We start from the raw sequence: 20,597 nt of genomic DNA, 5'->3' as shown, positions 1-20,597 counted from the left end.
GCTTCTTTAATCTATTATCAGCTTATTGGGCATGAGGAAGATAATTCTTCACTTCTAACTCTTGTACAGACGCGATTCATCGCGTCTCCTATGGTAAACCCCAATATTGAGAGCGTTGCTGGAGCCAACCTTGCTCTAAGTAACGAGCGATCGCTACATTCACATTTCGCCTTAATTCATCGTACTGCAAGCCCTTGGGCGTAACTACAGACAAGGGTTCAGTTGAGAGCTTAGTTGGCAGTAGCCGATATTGAGGATATTGTTGCACCCAACCGCTTAGAACGGTGGCATCTGCGGCAAAGGCTACGGCGTTATTACTTTCTATTTGCTCTCGTGCTTCGTTATAAGAATTTACTCCTACCAACTCGGCGTTTGGTAAATAGTACCGAACTCTAGCAATGGTGCTGGAGTTGTTGAGGACGGCAATTTTTTGTTTTGCCAAATCGCTCAACTGCTGCACAGAGGCATCTTTTGTAACTAATACAGTGCCATCCAAATAGTAGGGAACACTGAAACTAACTATGCGGCTGCGTGACTCGGTTGCTGTCACCCTAGCGATCGCAAAATCAACTTTCTTGTCTAAGACTACAGACAGGCGATCGCGATTCGCCACAGGTTTCAATTTGATGGCATCTGCTTTCCCAACTAAGTCAAGTGCTAATCGCTGTGCCAAATCAATTTCAAAGCCTTGCAAATTACCACTGGCATCTCTAAATCCCAAGGGACGCAAGTTATCTTTGACAGCTACAGTTACATAGCCGCGCTGCTGAATTTCTGGTATTTCGGCAGCAGATGCAGTAAATCCTGTCCCCACTATGGAAAAGCAAGATATCCAAAAAATAATGGCGGATAATACCAGATGTAACCGAGTAATTACTTGCCATCTGTTACATCTGTTATGCATCCGTTGCCACCTTTATCCTTTAGCTTGAACTGCTAGTTCGGCGACTTTGCCAAAGCTAGCTGGATCGAGGACTGCTAATTGTGCCAACATCTTGCGATTTAGTTGGATATCAGCTCTTTTCAAGTTACCGATCAACTGGCTGTAGCTCAAGCCGTGTTGTCTTGAAGCAGCGTTGATGCGGGTGATCCAGAGGCGACGAAAATCGCGTTTTTTCTTTTTGCGATCGCGGTAGGCACTCCGTAGTGCCTTCATTACTTGTTGATTGGCAGTTCTAAACAGAGTTGAGTGAGAACCGCGAAAACCTTTAGCTAGTTTGAGAATTTTATTGCGGCGCTTCCGAGCTACATTACCGCGTTTTACCCGTGTCATAACTTATTTCCTGAAGGACTTACAAATATGGGAGCATCAAGCGCACGTTGAGTTCATCGCGTTCATGTACAAGGGCGCTCTTGGACATACTACGCTTTTTGTCGGAAGATTTGTGTTCTAAAAGGTGGCTTTTGCCAGCTTTCCGACGGACGATTTTGCCGGTGCCGGTGGCACGGAATCGCTTCGCTGCGGCTTTACGAGTCTTGAGTTTAGGCATGGTATAGCTTTAATTCGACACGATCCATTATTATACTAATAAAATTGCTGGAATGGAAATATTTTGCTTTTCGGAGCGATACCTGGGTTGGGTTACGCCTACGCTTCATTTGTGCATTGACTATGCGTTCATCATCAGGCACTCTACAACCCCCTCTCACTTCCCAACGCTGAAATTATTTTTATTTGCTATCCCTGAAGTTGGAGTTTAGCAAATTATTGAGATAATCATATCAATTCCTAATTCATTGAAAGCGACGGGAAACTCCATCCCCTTGTGGGTGTACCGTGATAGTCGCCCCGTCGCTTGGGCCAAACAACTTCTTCCCCATGCCCTGTTCCCCATGCCCAAAAACTCCATCCCCTTGTGGGTGGAGTTTTTCATAATTCGTAATATCTCCGGCATAGTTATTTCACAATAAAAAATTATGAATAAATATAGAATTTTAAAACCTGAGCAAAGTTACACTTTTAGTCAATACTTTTTGTTACCTAATCCCACAATAGATGTAGTAGCTGAGTTTGAATACAGCTACGATCGCACAGAGCTAAAATTACCAAGATATTTTGCGGAGGTTAGCTATTTAGAATTTTTACAAAATTACTTGCAGCGCAATATAAAGCTTTTTAACCCGAGGGCTGAGATATCAATCAGAGAATTTATGATTGCTCCTATCCTGGCTGAAATCTGCGATCAAACAAAAGCTCAACTATATAGTGAGTATCCAATCAATGTAGATGAAAAGCTCAAAGGTACTTTAGATTATTATTTACATAAATCTAACTATTTATTAGTGATTGAAGCAAAACAATCAGATATCAGAAGAGGGTTTACACAACTAGCGGTAGAGTTAATAGCTCTGGCTCAGTCTCTAGACGATCAATCATCAATTTTATTTGGCGCAGTTACTAATGGAGATGACTGGAAATTTGGTACACTCAATAGACAACAAAAGCTAATTACAGAAGATATTAAACTTTATCGTGTTCCTGAAGGTTTAGAAGATTTGGTACGAGTACTAGTAGGCATTCTTTCATCTGAGGCTTGACGGAAGTTGAAAAACAGCTTAAAGATTTATTGTTTAGAGGATGTTTGAAAAGTGTTGTATTATCATTTTTATTAGTGATTTTCCCCTTACATTAACCGCCAGAACTCTAGAGATTTAACCGTAAAGAATTAAAGGTTTCTAATAAGAAGCTCTTGGTGATTTAGATATATTAAAACAACAGCGATGACTCATTACATTTTAAAAGCTACAAAGCAAACTGTGCATCTGGGTGGTTTCTCGCATCTACTAAAACCAGCACTTACTATTAATTCTGGCGATACCGTTGATGTGGAAACTTATACTGGTTACTACGTTTACGACAAAGCACCACCAGAATTTATCACACCAGAATTTCTCGATATCTGCCAAAATCTGCTACCAGAACGCAAAATTTCTGGGGGGCCGCATTTACTAACAGGGCCAATTTATGTGCGCGATGCCGAACCAGGGGATGTTTTAGAAGTACAATTAGCTGCGATCGCACCTCGATTACCTGTAGGCTTTAATGCCATTCGTACAGGTTGGGGAGCTTTACCACAGCAGTTTCCTCAACCTGCTTTGAGATTCATTCTTCTAGATTTAGTAAACAATATCGCGGAATTTCCGGTGGGTGCTGGCATCAAAATTCCCCTCAAACCGTTTTTTGGAATTCTGGGTGTCGCTACTCCAGAAACCTCTCGAACTTCTATCCCACCAGGTTCTTACGGCGGTAATATCGACAACCGGGAATTACAAGCTGGTTCTCGTTTATTTTTGCCGATTTTCGTACCAGGTGCATTATTTTCTATTGGTGATGGGCATTCTGCACAAGGGGATGGCGAGGTAAATGTCACCGCCATTGAAACTTCCATGAATGGGAGAATTACCCTCAAACTTCGCAAGGATTTACAACTGACAACACCAATTGCCGAAACTCCAACTCATATTATTACAATGGGGTTTGCTAAAACCTTAGATGAAGCTTTAGAACTGGCTTTAAAAAATATGATTGATTTTCTGGAACACTTCGCAAATTTATCGCCAGAAGATGCTTATGTATTGTGTAGTTTAGCTGTGAATTTTCACATCACTCAAGTTGTGAACACTCCCCAGAAAGGTGTGCATGGAATGCTACCTAAGTCAATGTTTTCTCAGAAAATTAATTTATAATTTACAATCTAGCGACGATTTTTATGTCTAATATCTTTATCCAACTATTGTTAATCGGTTTAGTTTCTGGTATTGCTGGTGGGATGTTTGGTATTGGTGGCGGTGCAATTATGATTCCGGCAATGGTATTAGTAATTGGTTTAGATCAGAAATTAGCCACAGGGACTTCTGTAGCTGCTCAAATTTTGCCAATCGGGATTTTAGCAGCCCTAGTTTACCATCGCAACGGTAATCTTAATATCAAATATGCCCTAATTATTGCAGTTGGTTTAATCGTGGGTAACTTCTTCGGAGCATTGTTTGCAAATCAGCCGTTTATCAGCAGCGAGTTCATGAAAAAGCTGTATGGTATCTTTGTGTTAATGATAGGTATTCGTTATTTACTATCAAATTAAAGAATTTAATTGAGCTTCAGCAATATTTTTGTTAAGCCATCGCCTAACTTTTCAATAGATTCTTGCTGTTTCGGATCTTTTAGCGTGCCATCGGCGTTAAAGGCTTCGTAAGCTTTGGGTAATGCGATTTGATCTGGAAGTACTAAAACTTTGATGTTTCCCAAAATAGACCGCAGGTGAACCAACCCCCGCAAACCACCAAGAGCGCCTGGGGACGCGCTCATAATAGTAGTAACTTTACCAGCAAAAGCAGCCAATGGCGCTTCATTTGGGGCCGGACGGGATGCCCAATCAATGGCGTTCTTTAAAACTGCTGTGAGTGAACTGTTATATTCCGGCGAAGCAATCAGCAATCCTTGATGAGAAATCAACAAATCCTTAAAAGTGCGGGCGTTGGCGGGTAGTCCTTCTTGAGCTTCTAAATCTTCATCAAACAAAGGTAGGGGCAAATCACGGAGGTCTAGATAAGTCACTTCTGCGCCTGCTGCCTGAGCGCCAGTTGCCGCGATTTTTACCAATTTTTTGTTGTAAGAATCAATCCGGGTGCTGCCAGCAAAGGCGAGGATTTTAGGTGTGGATGCCATAGTTATAGGTTGAATGGGAACGATTTGACAGTTCAGCTGTATTATCCTGTTTTAAGGCGATCGCTATTTGCTACTTTTCGATTCATTATATAGGAATCATATTTGATTTTTGAACAAAATTAGGTATTGTAGGGGAGCCAGTATGTTGTGGTGAATCCAGCGCTGTAGGCGGGTTTCCCGCCGCAGGCGACTGGTGAACCCGAAGGGAGGTTCCCTCCGTATCTTTTCAGAAATTAAATACTAGTCCTATAGATTATCAAACATAATTCAGGAGTCAGAATGGGCTAAACCTTAGCTATCCGCTAACAGCAATGAATTCTTTCCGAGTGGCGGATGAATAAACGGGTTTAAGACTAGGGTGTTGACTCTGAACCCTTTTCCTTATAACTTTGCCAAAATCTCTGGCAACAACTGACTAGGAACTTTAGATAAAGCCAGATTTTGCCCCTGTATCCCTAATTCATTATGAAAAGCGCGAATAGTTTTCACCACATAAGTGAAAGTTGTTTGATAAGCTTCTGATTGTTTGCTCAATGCGTTTAAGGCTTGCAAATGATAGTCTAAGGCTACTTCTAGATGTTGAGAACGTGTTGGCTTGTCACCATTAAACGACTTATCTATTACTAGCTGATAATGTGCTAGTCCCAGGTTATTATAAGAGGCGAGTAAATCAAAGCTTAAAGGAGTACCGGTCAGCGAGTGAGCTAAGGATATAGCCTCTTCGTAAGCGCTGATGCATAGTTGCAAATACTTTTGCCGTGCCTCTTTAGTTGTCTGAGATAGGTTTGCTAGATGCCAGTAGGCAGTACCGAGATTATTTTGTGTTGCGGCGCAGGCGCTAGGAACATTAGCTGGAGTGCGATACTTAAGAGCTTTGTTATAGACATTTATAGCTAGCTGGAGATTTTGGACTGGTTGCTCGTATTGTGCCAGATTCCAGCAGGCAGTACCGATATTATTTTGAATCATGCCATACTTAAGCGGCTCCTCTTTGGGGTTGTAGTGTACGAGTGCTTCGTTGTAAGCTGCGATCGCTTTCTTTAAATGCACAATCGGTTGATTGTGTTGCCCTAGATGCCAGTAAGCAGTACCCAAATTGTTCTGACAAGCCGCATACTTTAATGAATCCATATCGGCTGTACGGTAGCTGAGGGCTTCATTGTAAGCTAATATTGCTTGCTGCCAATTTTCAGATGGGTGAGAAAAACGAGCTAAATCACCATAAGCTGTCCCTAAATTATTTTGTACACGAGCGTAAGTTTCTCGATGCGTCTGCGGTGAGATCATCTTTAACGCCAACTGATAAAATTCTATTGCCTGCTCTACATAAGTTTGTCCCTCCTCAGAATTGGGTGGCGTGCGGTATAGCATCCAGTAGAGTGTACCCAAATCATTTAATATATCTGGAAGTTGTGGTGAGCTTTCGTCATAGCTAATAGCCTCTTGATAGGCAATGATTGCCACCATCAGGTTTTCTAGGGTTGACTCCCCTTGCTCAATGCGAAGGCGATATAAAGTGCCCAAGCGATGATAAGCTTCTGCCAGTATCTCGCCTGAAACAAGATTTTCGTGTAATTTTTCAATCTCCAACAAAATCTGCTGTGGTTGTAAATAATCCTCAGCATTTTGATTAATACTTGTGTTGATTGTTGCTATTACTAGCTCTGTTAACTCGCTACTAACATAAGATAAAGACGACAGTGATTGATTATTATTGCCACTACCAGACCGATTAGTAGATTCCTGTTGTTGTGGCGTAGCTTCTTGGGTTTTATCTACACCATTCCCTTGTATCTCTGTTGGAAAATTGGAATTCTTCTCAAACTTGAACTCAGTCGCTGCCGTTCTGAGTTCTGCTTGGTTAACTGATTCATCTAGAATCGACTGCTTAATATTTCCTAAATCCAAGCTTTTGGAACTAGACAAACGTTCTGGATAGCCTGTATTTTGAGTTGCAGGTGTGGGTTCTCCAGCAAACACAAATACACCAGTCCGGCAACGCCAAAACTGTGGTGCTGATTGCTTTATGGCAGATAACCAAGGACGCGGTATCCACAACAGCAAGTTAGATTCTAGGAATCGGCCGGATTCTTGTGTAGAGAAAAATTGTTCGCTTAAACGGAGATAGTGTAAAAATAAACGCTGTGTTGCTACTGTTTGTTTGGTGAGATGTTCCACACCTACAATCTGAAATGCTGGTACTGGAAAAGGTCTTCCAGGGGTATCTTTTGATCCTCCAACGGTTGGCGGTGGATAATTAGCTAACCATTGATTTATCTGAACTATGGGATTGGGATCGTTTAAATTCAAACGCAACGTGACTAATCGCGGATAAGCTGGAGTGCTATTTTCTTGGGCATTTGATGGCTGATATAGCACTTGTCCCACAGGATAAGCCAATGTAGAATGCAAACGAGCCGCTACTTGATTTCTTAAGTGTAAATCATCACATACTGCTAAAAAAAGTTGTCGTCGTAAGCCAAGACTTAGGGCAAGTTTTAGGCGGTGATATACTTGCCGATTCCAATTAGAATTATTATTGTGTGCAGTATCATTCACGCTCATAGCGGCTAAAGAGCCAAAACACAGTATATATCAACATTTTGGGTGCATCCAAAGAGGCTAAAGTAATAAAGCAGTTTTATTTTGTATCAAGTACAAAGCGGCAGGTTTTGAGGCAGGAGGCAGAAATTCTTAATATGTGATTTTGAGTCCTGTATTTTATAGCTCACTTATTTGCAAACTGCTGTAATAAAAATAATTTTTAAGTATATCTTGCGCTGCTTAGAATAAATTAAGCCTTCAAATCTAAGAAAAAAAGTATAATTCTATACTTGAATTGCTAGTTAAATTTTAACAAAAAATAAAAAAGCAGGCCCCTCTTAAAATCGGAACCTGAAAAACTATAAAGAAGATGAAATTTTATTAAAATATTTTACGATTAACTGCTCTTAGAAACAAAGAAGGCGACTAGAATCAAGCCGATAACCAAAGCTGTAGCGGCTATTCCTAGTATGAGATAAGTTCGTTTTTGCCCTTCTGTGGGAGGTTCTGCTTGATAAATCTTTGGTTCCCGGGCAAAATTATTTAGAAGGCCGCCTTCTTCATTGATATAGGGCATGAATTAATTCCTTTATCTTTATGGTTCATTTAATGTTACATAAATGCTAAATCCGCTCTGAAACTGCTAGACAAATCGTTACATTGGGAATTGGGAATTGGGAATTGGGAATGGGGAATTGGGAATGGGGAATGGGGAAGAAGCAAGGGAGCAGGAGAGACAAGAGGACAAAGTGATTTGAGTGAGAATCTTGCAACAAGTCTTTCTCCTTGTCCAATTCGCAATTCGCAATTCCCAATTCCCTAATTAGTAATCGTCCCAGTGAGAGGTGAACTAGGACTGGCGTAATTTTTGATGGGCATCCTGCCAGCAAGATATGCTAGACGGCCGGCGACTGCTGCTAAATTCATGGCACGGGCCATTGCTGCTGGGTTTGCAGAAAGAGCGATCGCACTATTAATCAACAAGGCATCTGCTCCCAATTCCATTGCTTGGGCTGCTTCTGAGGGTGAACCAATACCAGCATCTACCACCACCGGCACCTTTGCATTTTCGATGATAATTTGGATGTTGGCGGTTGTTTTTAGCCCTTGTCCAGAACCAATAGGCGATGCTAAAGGCATTACCGTTGCACAGCCAACTTCTTCTAAACGCTTGGCTAACATGGGGTCAGCGTTAATATAAGGCAATACTGCAAAACCTTCTTTAACTAGTTGTTCTGCGGCTTGCAGCGTCCCGATTGGGTCTGGGAGTAAATACTTAAGATCGGGTATTACTTCTAACTTTACAAAATTATTATCTTCCTGCCCTAATAATTTCGCCATTTCTCGCCCCAGACGCGCTACCCGAATTGCCTCTTCAGCAGTTTGGCAACCTGCGGTATTGGGCAACATCCAAATTTTTGTCCAATCTAAGGCTTCAGCTAAACCTTCATGTCCAGGGGCTTTAGTTTGTACCCGTCGTACAGCCACGGTGACAATTTGGCAATCACTGGCGGCGACGCTTTGCTGCATTTCTTCAATGCTGCGATATTTACCAGTTCCTGTCATCAAGCGGGATTGAAAGGTTTTGCCAGCAATAATTAGCGGGGAATCTTGAATGGGGAGAGTGGATATCGCAGGACGATTTCCGTTAGAGAAATTGGCAGAGTTAGTCAGCATTGGGGTGGAGGTAGATGGCTGGGATTGGAAGCGGGAATAGTGAAAATCAGTAGGTAGAGAATCGGGTTTTTGTTCTAAGATTAAATCGGCAATCAATACGGCTGTTACGGGTGTGAGTAGAATCCCGTTACGGTAATGACCTGTAGCAAAGGTTAAATTTTGACAGTGGCTAGTGCCAAGGATGGGTAATTCGTCGGGGGTGGCTGGGCGAAATCCCCACCAGAACTCTTGGATGGGATAATGCTTTAATTGGGGATATAGTCGGATGGCAGCTTGTAATAATTTTTGAATGCCTTCTGGGGTGTTGTTGGGGGTGAAGCCAACATCTTCGCTTGTTGCCCCGATAATTAGGCGATCGCGTCTTGGTACGATGTAAATATTCTGCCCAAACAAAATCCGCTTCAAGTCCAATTCCGTTGTAAACTCCGGTATCCGCACACTCAGCATTTGTCCTTTTCTGGGTAGCACAGGTAGCGGTAATAACTCATTTGACCAAGCACCGGAAGCTAAAACATAGTGGGCGGCGCGAATTATTCCAGCGTTAGTTTGCACGCCAACCACTTGTCCTTGTTGCTGTAAAAATCCTTCTACTGTAATACCGTCTTTGAGTTCAACGCCAAGAGACTCAGCCGCCGTTCGCAATACGTGAGCTAGAGCCTTATTATCAACTTGTGCGTCTTCAGGATACCACCAGCCACCAACTACTTCGTCCCCCAACCCTGGCTGATATTGATGAATTGCCTCTTTATTTAACCAGTAAGCAGGAGATGAGGAGGGAGTGGGGGAGTGGGAGAGTGGGGGAATAGGATGGTTTTTTCCAATGCCCAATGCCCCATGCCCCATGCCCCTCTCTTCTTCAAAGACGGGTGCGAGGATACCACAAGGACGGTAGCCAGTATTTAAACTGGTTAGTTCTTCTAGTTTGCGCGTCCAGTCGGGATATAAAGCACGCGATCGCAAACACAATGAAAGCATTGCCCCATTAGTGATGTTTTCCGCGTCTGGTGCTAACATCCCGGCGGCAGCGTGGGTAGCGGCAGCTTGAAAGTCACGACAAAGCACGGTGACATTTGTCCCGCGCAGTTTTAGTTCAACGGCGATCGCTAAACCAATAACGCCGCCACCAATAATTACGATCTCACTAGTCATTTGTCATTAGTCATTTGTCATTAGCCACTTATCATTAGTACATAACTAATAACTCATAACTAATTTACTCATAACTTATAACTTATAACTCGTAACTAAAGACGGATATATCGTTACCACAAGGCACGAATTGGTTCGTTGCTTTGATTGGCATCGCTAGATGTCGTGTTTTCGGAACTATTTGTATTGCCGTCTGTTGTACTCTCAGCAGGTGATGTTGAGTCATCAGAAGGATTTTGAGCAACGCTGCTTCTGTTGTCAGGTCTTGGAGCTACAATGCTGCGTTTATTTTCGTTTGTTTGGCTTGTTTCGGTTGTTTCATTTCCTTCCGTTGCAGTTTCTTCATTTTTGCTGCCAGCGCTGCTATTAACATTGATATTAGCTGGCAGAACTTTTGCTGCTTTGCCACCGGGAGCGTTAGCGGTTTGCACGCCCATAGGAAAATTAATGCCTAGTAATGTACCAAGCAGAATGGCTAAACCTCCAGCCATTAAAATTAAGGGTGTCCATCTACCCATTTTGTCTTACTCCTTTTTAACCTTTTGGTGTCCACACTATTCGAGAACCTTGTCCCCAAAATCCATCAAACTTTGTCACTTTCACATCGCCTAAAACCTTAGTTTGGCAGGCTAAACGCAAGTCTGTTGTAGGAGAATGGGGTGTCAGCGAACGCCGCGATCGATCGCGCCAATTCGCTGCTGATACTTCGCCCTCTACCTTAACTGCACAGGTTCCACAACTGCCAATGCCCCGACAGTTTATTACCTTAGCACCGCCATTGTAGAGGTTAATACCATTTTGCAGCAAAATTGTTCGGAGATTGCTTCCACTTACGCACTCAATTGTTTTACCTTCAGCTAGTACTTTAGGCATTTTTAAACTGTCAAACAGGCTTTTTGTTGTATATTGACACATTGCCTCGAAAGTTGTCTCGTCGGTCCCAGTTTTATGACCACAAATTCCTCACCTCAACTTTGGCTCTATGACACTACATTACGGGATGGCACTCAGCGCGAGGGGCTATCAGTATCGATAGAAGATAAGTTACGCATTGCCAAGAGACTCGATCAACTGGGAGTTCCCTTCATTGAAGGCGGTTGGCCTGGTGCAAATCCCAAGGATGTACAATTTTTCTGGCAACTTCAAGAAGATCCGCTAAAACAAGCTGAAATTGTGGCTTTTTGTTCGACTCGACGGCCTAACTCCACTGCCGCAACCGAACCGATGCTACAGGATATTTTGGCTGCGGGAACTCGCTGGGTAACGATTTTTGGTAAGTCTTGGGATTTACACGTTACAACTAGCCTCAAGACGACATTAGAAGAAAATTTGGCGATGATTCGTGACACCATTGAGTACCTCCGTTCTCAAGGGCGGCGCATTATCTATGATGCCGAACATTGGTTTGATGGTTACAAGCACAATCCAGATTATGCTTTACAGACATTAGAGGCTGCGATCGCATCTGGTGCTGAATGGCTAGTCCTCTGTGATACTAATGGCGGCACTTTGCCTCATGAAGTTAGCCAAATTGTGCAAGATGTAGTTAGGGTAACTGGGGAATGGGGCATGGGGCATGGGGCATGGGGCATGGAGAAAGAATCTACTCAGTTGCCAATGCCCAATGCCCAATCCCTAATTCCCCAAATTGGAATTCATACTCATAACGATTCAGAAATGGCGGTTGCTAATGCAATAGCCGCAGTGATGGCTGGGGCAAAGATGGTACAGGGGACAATTAATGGTTATGGTGAACGTTGTGGTAATGCTAACCTCTGTTCGTTAATTCCCAATTTACAACTGAAGCTAGGTTACAGTTGTATCACAGAAGACCAGCTAACACAACTTACAGAAGCTAGTCGTTTTGTTAGTGAAGTCGTTAACCTTGCGCCTGATGAACATGCTCCCTTTGTGGGACTTTCGGCTTTTGCCCACAAGGGCGGTATTCATGTATCAGCAGTAGAACGCAATCCCCTCACTTACGAACATATTCGGCCGGAACAAGTCGGGAATCATCGCCGCATTGTGATTTCTGAACAGTCTGGACTAAGCAATGTTTTAGCCAAAGCCCGCAGTTTTGGCATTAACCTCGACGAGCTAAAGGCAGAAGCAAAGCAAATTCTCCAGCGTCTCAAAGATTTGGAGAGTGAAGGATTTCAGTTTGAAGCAGCAGAGGCGAGTTTTGCGCTACTGATGCACGAAGCTTTGGGAGGCCGCCAGAAGTTTTTTGAAGTCAAAGGTTTTCAAGTCCACTGTGACTTGATTGAGGGGAAAGAAACTAGTAACGCCCTCGCTACAGTCAAAATCGCTGTTGACGGCAAAAATATTTTGGAGGCATCGGAAGGTAATGGCCCTGTTGCAGCATTGGATGCAGCTTTACGCAAGGCTTTGGTGAATTTTTATCCCCAAATAGCAACCTTTGATTTGACAGATTACAAAGTGCGGATTCTCAACGGACATACGGGCACTGCGGCGAAAACCCGTGTGTTGGTAGAATCAGGCAATGGTCGTCAACGCTGGACAACTGTAGGGGTTTCTACCAATATTTTGGAGGCTTCCTATCAAGCGGTGGTGGAGGGCTTGGAATATGGTTTGTTATTGCACTCCCAAGCAGAAGCGGTGGTGAAAGCTTCTAGTTGAGAAAAGGGATATGTAGTGTGAGGGAAGCGATCGCACTTTGGCGATCGCTTCCTGCTATCAAGTAAGATTTTTGTGCGTACTGATGAAAGACGGGCAAAATAAAAAGTGACAATCGAAATCTACGTTAGCACTGATATAGAAGCGGATGGCCCTATCCCTGGGCCCCACTCCATGCTTAGTTTTGCCTCAGCTGCGTATACTGCGGAGAAAGAATTAGTTGCGACTTTTACAGCTAATTTAGAAACCTTACCAAGGGCACAAGGACACCCCAAAACTATGAAATGGTGGGCAGAACAGCCAGATGCTTGGGCAGCCAGTCGAACCAATCTTAAGCCCCCTTTAGAGGTGATGCAGTCTTACCACTCCTGGCTTGTGGCTTTACCAGGTAAACCGATCTTTGTTGGCTATCCAGCCGCTTATGACTTTATGTTTGTCTACTGGTACTTGATAAACTTTGTGGGTGATAGCCCCTTTAAATTTTCGGCATTGGATATCCGATCCTATGCGATGGCATTCTTGAAACAAAGTTACACCGAATCTGGTAAAGATAATCTACCGACTGCATGGCTAGAAAATCTGCCATTGGCTCATATTGCCTTGGATGATGCCATTCAGCAAGGGAAGTTATTTTGTAATCTGTTGCAAGCGAATTTACAGAGAGAGCAAAATCTAGATATGCGATCGTAATTGAAGAACTTTGATAGTTAGTTGTATTTATTTCCGCCTACTTAGGGACTTCCAAGAAATAAATTACCCAAATGAAACGAACCACAGAGACACAGAGAACACAGAGGAATGAGGAGGAGAGAGTTTTTTGGGTATTTTTTTATTTGGAAGTCCCTAAGTAGGCGATCGCAAACTAAGTTGTGTGCCAAAAACATTTATTCCGCTAAGGCGGCGATAGAGACATGAACCGAAAACAAGACCTACGGCTTAAACCAGAGGTCTTTCGCTTTCAGAACGTTGTAAAATTTATTAGCAATGTAAAACCCTGATATGGTTAATTTAGTGGCTTGTGTGCCATAAATACCAAAACAGCAACCCAATCACCAATCCAATACTGATAATTATTGTTACTCTTATACCTAAAGTGCGTAGGCGCAGCCCGCCGCAGGCATCGCCAATATTCTAATATTTAGGTGCAAACCTAGAAATCTAATGCTGTGACAAAAAATTACTTAATTATGCAACGTTTTATGAAAACTTTTCCCAGGATTGGGCAACTAATTGGCTCAACCAGCGACGTTGTTCCCGATCCAGCATTGGATCGTCTGCTAGCAACTGAGCGGTTAATTCTTCCAAAGATTGACCCTGAGCGCGGACAACTTTAATTACGCCAGCGATCGCAGCAGCAACGAGTTCTTCATCAATCGGCTGTTGTCGTAGAGCAAAAATTTCCTGGGGGCTGTCTGGAATGGGATAATTCATGGCGTGGGTTTACAGAAATACAAAATGAACAATAAATTTGACAAACTCTTAAAATTTCTTCACTGAATCTTTATGAAACTAATAGGGCGGAGTATACCTTACTCTGTGCCTTAAGAAAATCTGTCTTAGTGAGTAGATTGATGGGAGATGTCAGGAAAACATGAAAGAAATCCTTTATTTAGAAGTTCCAACTCCAGATATAGAAACTGTGCGTAGCTGGCTACAAACAGATTTTGAACCTGGAAATGGAGAAAAAGTGCTTACTTCGGAAGGCTTTCGCCTCAAAATACCCAGTGCTACTACAGCTGCTGGGGCGGCTGTTTCCGAAAACTTGCCTGTGGAACTTTCGGTATTTGTCTGGTCGGTGCAACGAACTACCTATCTAAAAGTGTTTCGTTGGGCAGAACAACCCTTTCCCAGTGAGGGAAAAATTCTGCAACGCCTAACCAAAGAAATCAGAAGCCGTTTTCCGCATCATTACCCAGAACCGCCAACGATTGATTTATCCCAGCAATCGATTTTTGCCGCGTTAGCCTCTGCTTACCCCCTCACCGTCAAGTATTTTCAGAAAATGCCCAACGGTGAATACGATCTAACACGCGCCTACTGGTGGGAGCAACGATGGCGCGAAGGAGTACGAAATCCGCAGCAGCCGCGTCAGGTTGTGTTTTCGCAGGAGAGTAAAGGGGAAATGACCAATGCTCCATGCCCAATTCCCAATGCCCAATTCCCAATTCCCCAATACGACATCATTTACATCGGTGGCGCACTAGGAGCGATTCATGCAGCATTGATGGCAAAACTTGGATATAAAGTCCTGCTGGTGGAACGAATGCCCTTTGGCCGGATGAACCGAGAATGGAATATTTCCCGCGATGAGATTCAAAGCTTGGTTAACCTGGGTTTAGTCACCCCCGCAGAGTTAGAAACCATCATTGCCAGGGAATACAAAGATGGATTCAATAAGTTTTTTGATGCGAATAATCCATCCAAACTGCGATCGCCAGTCCTACATACACCCACAGTCCTAAACTTAGGCTTAGATTCCGAAAAATGGCTCCAAATGTGTGGGCAAAAGCTGCAAGCAGCAGGCGGCGAAATCTGGGATGAAACAGAATTTATCCGTGCAGATATTGATATATCACAAGTTCTGTTGCAAGTCAAGCACTTACCCAGTCAGGTTGAAAAACAAGTAAGTGGAAGGCTGCTAATAGATGCAATGGGAACTGCCTCACCTATCGCTTGGCAGTTAAATGGTGGTCGGGCCTTTGATAGTGTATGTCCGACGGTGGGAGCAGTAATTGAGAGCGGATTTGAGCCGGGGGTATGGGATTCGCAATATGGGGACGTGCTTTATAGTCATGGAGATATTTCGCGGGGAAGGCAGTTGATTTGGGAACTGTTTCCCGCAGCAGATGATGAACTGACGATTTATTTATTTCATTACCACGAAGTCAATGCTGAAAATCCCGGTTCCTTGCTAGAGATGTACGAGGACTTTTTCACGATTTTGCCAGAGTATCGTAGATGCGATATGGAAAAATTGGTGTGGAAAAAGCCGACATTTGGGTATATACCGGGTCATTTTAGTGTAGGAAGTAGCGATCGCACAGTTGCCTTCAATCGATTGATTGCGATCGGTGATGCCGCATCACTCCAGTCTCCCCTAGTCTTCACCGGTTTTGGTTCCCTAGTTCGCAACTTAGAGCGCTTAACAAGCTTGTTAGATACCGCTCTCAAACATGACTTGTTGAGTTTCCGCCATTTGAACCAAATTCGCGCTTACCAAAGCAACGTTTCAGTAACTTGGCTATTTTCTAAAGGGATGATGGTTCCCACTGGGAAATTCTTACCACCCCAGCGCATTAACTCCATGCTCAACACCTTTTTTGGACTGTTAGCAGACGAACCCCAAGAAGTAGCAGATAACTTCATCAAAGATCGGTGTGATTGGTTAACCTTTAACCGCCTAGCACTGAAAGCCGCCAGCAAAAATCCTGCCTTACTTTTATGGATTTGGGAACTTGCTGGGCCTAGAGATTTAATGCGATGGCTTGGTAGTTATTTCAACTTTGGTCGTCATGCCCTCCTTAGCGCTTTGCTAAGTCCTTGGTTCGGGCGCTTCTTAAATCGGGCAGGTCATTGGCTAGAACCCCGGAATCCGGGCTTGTGGCTATGGCTCTTGGCGATTAATTATGCGATCGCCACAGGCAAACCGCGATCGCGCTCTCAAGTAGCAAAAGCCAACCCAGAAGCCATAATTCCGAAATCAGAAGCAAGGATTCTTAATTAGATATTGGGAATTGGGCATTGGGCATTGGGCATTGGGCATTAATCACTTGACTCCCAACTCCCAATTCCTTTAGAGATACCATTACCTTTTTTTGTACAGACGCGATTCATCGCGTCTCTCCCAATTCATCGCGTCTCTATTGACCTTTAGGGCGGAAATTCGGTAGTTCCACAGATGCCAATGACTTACGCCCCTTGGGTGGACGCTGGGGATAAACCACAGGTGAAGGTGAATTGGCATCATCAGTGTTATCACCTAATGACTCTAGCGACAAATCATTTTCTGACAATTGGGAAACTTCTGACCAGTAGTCTTCGGCTTCTTCAACAGGCGGCTCAGTGTGGAAGGAGGTAGAGGAAATTAGTAAGTTATTGGTTGGTGAAGAAGGTACAGAATCTGTCGTCCAAGATTTGGAGGTAGTTGCAGGGGGATTGCTTTCTACCTCCAAATGCGCCTCCCGTGGATTTTCTATTTCCTCATCATCTTCTAGGATTGTTGCCAAAGTCTCCCAGATAGGCGCATCATTACCATCCACATCTGTTTTTGCAGCAGGCGGCGGTGATGCAGATTCCGGCTGGGAGGTGAAAAACATTTGGATTAAACTATCTAACTGCTGATCTAAATTGGATGACCCTGAAGTTGAAACAGCTTCCGGTGTAGCTGGGGAATCGTCAATTTTTGGAGAGGGGGTAGGTTCTGCTGATTTTGGGGTATTTTGCTTAACTGACCAGTTCCAAGAAGATGGCGGCGTAGTCGGTTGATTTCTTTGGAATGGGATTGGTGCTGAAGGTTCGCCCCAAGAATCATCCGCATTTTCAGTTAAGGATTCTGATTCTGCTGACCAAGCTTGAATTGGCTGGGCGTTAGGAAACAAAGACCGAGCTTTTCTAGAAAATCTTCCTTGTCCGCTAGTGATGTCTTTGGGGTGTTTGGCAGTATCTTCTAAGGAGTCATAGCTAGGAACCGATGTATCTAAACATTTTTCCAAAGCCGCTTTAAATTGCAGCGTCTGGCGTTGTTGTCGCATCAGTCTAGTACGTAACTCCCGGCAAACAGTTTCTGATTGCAATAACTGCTCAGACTGTTCGCTGTTATTAGTGTGTAACAACGTACATTCTCGCTCTAGCTGGGCAAGGCGTTGCTGGCTAATTTGCAGATGTGCTTTATAACTATCAGTGAAAATTTCCTGGTGTTGAACAGTTTGTACAGCAGTTTCTAATTGTTGAAATAAGGATTTTATCTGTTCTTGAGCCGCAGCTAATTCTTGAGTATGTTGGTTGAGCATCGACTCAGTAACGCTAGAGCGCGTTTTCTGCCACTGCAAAACCTTTTCAGACTCAGCTAGGTTGTCTTTTAGCTGCTCTACTTGTTCATACAACTTATTGTTAGCTGCACGCAATTCTTCGTTCAATGCCAGCAGGTTCTGAAACTCTGAGTCAATTAGTGCTTGCTTGCCGCTTTCTGGCTCTGCAACCCAGTCCTGCTGGGTGGTATCTTTTGAAAATTGTGTATCTTCAGCTGGCATGAGGAGTGGCAGTTGTTTAACTGTCATATTCTCATTAGGCACAACTGAGTAAAAGGGACAACTCGCCTGCTCTGATTGTGGCGAATTAGCAGAATTTAGGGATTCCATCACAGCCCCCTTATTTGATGTGTCAGCTTCATTCATCACTCTTGACCCACCTGCCTAAAAATATCAGCAGTGCTGGCATTAGCATTGCTTATCAACTTTGTCTAATCAGGGTTTGCTCTAAAAGCTAAGTTTAACTCTCTCCAAGCACCAGCAATTAATCATCAATTGGTGTTCCCCGTTTTGTAAAGGACTTACGCAAAAATAGTCCAAATCTTGATTTTTCGTAGGGGCAATTAATGAATTGCCCCTACTGCGTGTAGTTTTGCGTAAGTCCTATTGTCTTTAGACTGATGCCGTTATAACACTATGATGCTCTTTTCCGTCAAGAAGAGGCAGGGTGAAACGGGCAGGGGGCAGAGGAGATTAGTACAGTAATGGCTCTGTCCTACAGAAGTTTTTTAATATAAAAAAGCGTGCTAATTATATACTTTATTTTTTATAATCGCATCTGTCTTAAGATGTTAACTTAAAATGTATTTAAGAATACATTTTATTACTTACTTAGGATGGATATCAGTACAAGTATCTACTATTCAACGATCATTTTGTTATCTTGAGCGATCGCTATTTAATGCCAGCAAACAACCAAGGTCTTCTGCTAAGACTGAAGGTAACAGAACCCTGATAATTACGAGTAAACACGTATGAAATAGTTTTAAAGTAGTAATACTTAATGTAAGTAGATTTATGAAACTTTTTTAAAGAATAATCTCAACTTAGTACGAGCTTTTTCTCGGTCAATATAGTTCTAGTAAGCAATTTCAGGCTTCGTTAGTGAAAGACTTTTTCGATCAATTTGCCTTCAATACATGAAGTTTGTTTAATGACTATAAGAAAATTGTTTGAAGCGTACTTAAGTACTTTAAATTATTTTTTACAATGTATTTTATTTAACAGCAGGAATACCATACTCAAGTGTTAATACGGATAGAGTTTTTAATTCGTTTATTAAATAATAATTGGGATAACCGAGTTTTCTACTAGTAGCCAAGTAATTATAAAGACTATAGATACTAGTGATCAATGTGATTATTGCATTACATAAAGCGGTCTTGCAGTTAGGCTTTTCCAGAAATTCTAAGTTTAAAATAGGGGTGCTAAAGATGACCGACATACTTTTAACGGGTGTAAATATAAAGCAAGAAGCTATCCAATTACCGCTAGTTGCAGAAAATTTTGATAGTTTTTGGGACAAAGAAATTAGACCGTTATTCACAGATGAGTCTCTATCTTTTCGGGTAAAGACCCTTAAGGGAAACGATGTTGAGTACGTCAACTTGGATAATGGAGCTACAACTACCCCCTTTGCAACCCTTAAGAAGCATGTGGATGATATGCTTGATACTTATGGCAGCGTACATAGAGGTTCTGGGCAAAAGTCCATCATCACAACACGAGAATATGACGCTAGCCGGAACGTTATTCGGGACTTTGTGGGGTCATCTTTAAACAACTATGTAATCTTTGCGAAGAATACAACAGAAGCAATTAATGGAGCTGCCACACTTTGGGCAAAAAAACCTGGAAAAATCTTAGTTTCTGATATTGAGCATTCATCAAACCTACTCCCTTGGGTTACTAGAGACGAAGTTGTACAGTATAGAACCCAACAGGATGGAAGCGTAAGTGTTGCAGAAATAGAAGAAATTTTCAAGGCACACCAAAATCTTCCTGAAGGCGAGCAAATTAAGTTAGTAACAATTACAGGTGCTTCAACAATTACAGGTTACAGACCGCCGATTTACGAAATCGCAGCTTTAGCACATCGGTATGGCGCTAAGATTTTTGCAGATGTGTGTCAGTTGATTCAGCACGAACGAGTAGATATGCGTGCAGATGATGACCCATGTCATTTAGATTTTGTGGCTTTCTCTGGACACAAGATGTATGCACCTTATGGAACCGGGGTTTTGTTGGGGCCAAAAGAATTTTTTGATAGTTCTTACCCTTATCAAATTGGTGGTGGTAATCTGCCTTATATCACCAGAAATCTAGAGATCAAGCGTTTTTATACAGAACGGGCTCATGACCCTGGAACACCAAACGCAATGGGTGCGATCGCAATTGCCAAGGCGATTGAAATTATCGAAGCAGTAGGGCGCGATCGCATTGCTCAGTATGAACACTCTCTAGTTGAATTCACATATACACGGCTTAGGCTGATTCCGGGAGTGCAATTACATATCCCAGGAGATAATTTAGCCCATGTTATTCCCTTTGATATTGATGGATTTGATGGACGCTTAGTAGCAGAAATTCTGGCACAAGAATACGGCATTGGGGTTAGGGCTGGGGCTTTCTGCACTTATGAATACATTCGCAAACTCAAGAATATTTCGGATGAGCAAGACTACGAAATTGCTCAAGAAGTAGACAGGGGAATTACACGCAATATTCCTAGTATTATCCGCGCCAGCTTCGCAGTATATAATACATTAGAAGACTGCGATCGCTTTATTGATGCGATCGCACAAATAGCTAAAAACGGATTTGACCACTATTTGCCCAACTACACACAAGATGAAATAACTGGTGTGTGGACAGCGATAAATAGCTAATTTTTGGGG

At 42.8% G+C, this 20,597-nt stretch carries 20 protein-coding genes; 7 read left to right on the top strand and 13 right to left on the bottom strand.

Annotated elements, in window-relative coordinates; genetic code table 11:
- Positions 1–88: 88 nt before the first annotated feature.
- The 4 genes from V7K98_RS05685 to V7K98_RS05670 form a co-directional block, all read right to left on the bottom strand.
- Positions 89–904 carry a transporter substrate-binding domain-containing protein gene (locus tag V7K98_RS05685; protein WP_335019849.1) on the bottom strand — a complete coding sequence of 272 codons (816 nt, stop codon included), beginning with the start codon at positions 902–904 and terminating at the stop codon, positions 89–91.
- Between the two features lie 12 nt (positions 905–916).
- Complete coding sequence (gene rplT / locus V7K98_RS05680; protein ID WP_334833431.1) at positions 917–1,273, bottom strand: 50S ribosomal protein L20; 357 nt, start codon at positions 1,271–1,273, stop codon at positions 917–919.
- A gap of 19 nt (positions 1,274–1,292) precedes the next feature.
- Positions 1,293–1,490 (bottom strand): 50S ribosomal protein L35, encoded by a 198-nt coding sequence (gene rpmI, locus V7K98_RS05675; RefSeq protein ID WP_196524498.1) that lies wholly within the window; start codon positions 1,488–1,490, stop codon positions 1,293–1,295.
- Between the two features lie 207 nt (positions 1,491–1,697).
- Positions 1,698–1,874, bottom strand: a complete 177-nt coding sequence (locus V7K98_RS05670; protein WP_335019848.1) for a hypothetical protein — start codon at positions 1,872–1,874, stop codon at positions 1,698–1,700.
- Positions 1,875–1,917: 43 nt separating this feature from the next.
- On the opposite strand from V7K98_RS05670, the gene V7K98_RS05665 reads away from it, so the two are divergent.
- From V7K98_RS05665 to V7K98_RS05655, 3 genes are all read left to right on the top strand, one after another.
- Positions 1,918–2,538, top strand: coding sequence for a hypothetical protein (locus V7K98_RS05665; RefSeq protein WP_335019847.1), 621 nt, complete (start codon positions 1,918–1,920; stop codon positions 2,536–2,538).
- Between the two features lie 183 nt (positions 2,539–2,721).
- A complete protein-coding gene (locus V7K98_RS05660) occupies positions 2,722–3,687 on the top strand; it encodes an acetamidase/formamidase family protein (protein ID WP_335019846.1) in 966 nt (321 codons plus the stop codon).
- A 23-nt stretch (positions 3,688–3,710) separates the two neighbouring features.
- Positions 3,711–4,082 carry a TSUP family transporter gene (locus tag V7K98_RS05655; RefSeq protein WP_334854727.1) on the top strand — a complete coding sequence of 124 codons (372 nt, stop codon included), beginning with the start codon at positions 3,711–3,713 and terminating at the stop codon, positions 4,080–4,082.
- Positions 4,083–4,087: 5 nt separating this feature from the next.
- On the opposite strand, the gene V7K98_RS05650 is transcribed toward V7K98_RS05655, so the two are convergent.
- The 7 genes from V7K98_RS05650 to V7K98_RS05620 all read right to left on the bottom strand — a co-directional run bounded on the left by V7K98_RS05650 (position 4,088) and on the right by V7K98_RS05620 (position 10,909).
- On the bottom strand, positions 4,088–4,666 hold the full coding sequence (locus V7K98_RS05650; RefSeq protein ID WP_335019845.1) for an NADPH-dependent FMN reductase: 579 nt from the start codon (positions 4,664–4,666) through the stop codon (positions 4,088–4,090).
- 381 nt (positions 4,667–5,047) lie between these two features.
- A complete protein-coding gene (locus tag V7K98_RS05645) occupies positions 5,048–7,231 on the bottom strand; it encodes a tetratricopeptide repeat protein (protein ID WP_335019844.1) in 2,184 nt (727 codons plus the stop codon).
- A 376-nt stretch (positions 7,232–7,607) separates the two neighbouring features.
- Entirely contained in the window at positions 7,608–7,787 is a 180-nt protein-coding gene (gene psb34 / locus V7K98_RS05640) for a photosystem II assembly protein Psb34 (protein ID WP_335019843.1), read from the bottom strand.
- Between the two features lie 35 nt (positions 7,788–7,822).
- Complete coding sequence (locus V7K98_RS05635) at positions 7,823–8,011, bottom strand: hypothetical protein (protein WP_335019842.1); 189 nt, start codon at positions 8,009–8,011, stop codon at positions 7,823–7,825.
- Between the two features lie 18 nt (positions 8,012–8,029).
- The gene (gene thiO / locus V7K98_RS05630; protein ID WP_335019841.1) at positions 8,030–10,036 is read right to left on the bottom strand and encodes a glycine oxidase ThiO; all 2,007 of its coding nucleotides are present in this window, start codon (positions 10,034–10,036) and stop codon (positions 8,030–8,032) included.
- Positions 10,037–10,149: 113 nt separating this feature from the next.
- Entirely contained in the window at positions 10,150–10,554 is a 405-nt protein-coding gene (locus tag V7K98_RS05625; protein WP_335019840.1) for a hypothetical protein, read from the bottom strand.
- Positions 10,555–10,570: 16 nt separating this feature from the next.
- Positions 10,571–10,909, bottom strand: coding sequence for a 2Fe-2S iron-sulfur cluster-binding protein (locus tag V7K98_RS05620; RefSeq protein WP_335019839.1), 339 nt, complete (start codon positions 10,907–10,909; stop codon positions 10,571–10,573).
- A gap of 75 nt (positions 10,910–10,984) precedes the next feature.
- Between V7K98_RS05620 and cimA the strand changes: the two genes are divergently transcribed.
- Both cimA and V7K98_RS05610 read left to right on the top strand, forming a co-directional pair.
- A complete protein-coding gene (cimA, locus tag V7K98_RS05615; protein ID WP_335019838.1) occupies positions 10,985–12,676 on the top strand; it encodes a citramalate synthase in 1,692 nt (563 codons plus the stop codon).
- 105 nt (positions 12,677–12,781) lie between these two features.
- Positions 12,782–13,363: an exonuclease gene (locus tag V7K98_RS05610; RefSeq protein WP_335019837.1), complete on the top strand. Its 582-nt coding sequence runs from the start codon at positions 12,782–12,784 to the stop codon at positions 13,361–13,363.
- Positions 13,364–13,870: 507 nt separating this feature from the next.
- Here the strand turns inward: V7K98_RS05610 and V7K98_RS05605 are convergent.
- On the bottom strand, positions 13,871–14,104 hold the full coding sequence (locus V7K98_RS05605) for a hypothetical protein (protein ID WP_335019836.1): 234 nt from the start codon (positions 14,102–14,104) through the stop codon (positions 13,871–13,873).
- Between the two features lie 160 nt (positions 14,105–14,264).
- On the opposite strand from V7K98_RS05605, the gene V7K98_RS05600 reads away from it, so the two are divergent.
- Complete coding sequence (locus V7K98_RS05600; RefSeq protein WP_335019835.1) at positions 14,265–16,397, top strand: NAD(P)/FAD-dependent oxidoreductase; 2,133 nt, start codon at positions 14,265–14,267, stop codon at positions 16,395–16,397.
- A gap of 136 nt (positions 16,398–16,533) precedes the next feature.
- Here the strand turns inward: V7K98_RS05600 and V7K98_RS05595 are convergent, their stop codons facing one another.
- Entirely contained in the window at positions 16,534–18,066 is a 1,533-nt protein-coding gene (locus tag V7K98_RS05595) for a hypothetical protein (protein ID WP_335019834.1), read from the bottom strand.
- A 1,067-nt stretch (positions 18,067–19,133) separates the two neighbouring features.
- On the opposite strand from V7K98_RS05595, the gene V7K98_RS05590 reads away from it, so the two are divergent.
- On the top strand, positions 19,134–20,588 hold the full coding sequence (locus V7K98_RS05590) for an aminotransferase class V-fold PLP-dependent enzyme (RefSeq protein ID WP_335019833.1): 1,455 nt from the start codon (positions 19,134–19,136) through the stop codon (positions 20,586–20,588).
- The last annotated feature ends 9 nt before the right edge of the window (positions 20,589–20,597 follow it).

Source organism: Nostoc sp., from assembly GCF_036917435.1.
Lineage (GTDB): Bacteria > Cyanobacteriota > Cyanobacteriia > Cyanobacteriales > Nostocaceae > Nostoc.
This window is presented reverse-complemented; position numbering and strand designations above follow the sequence as displayed.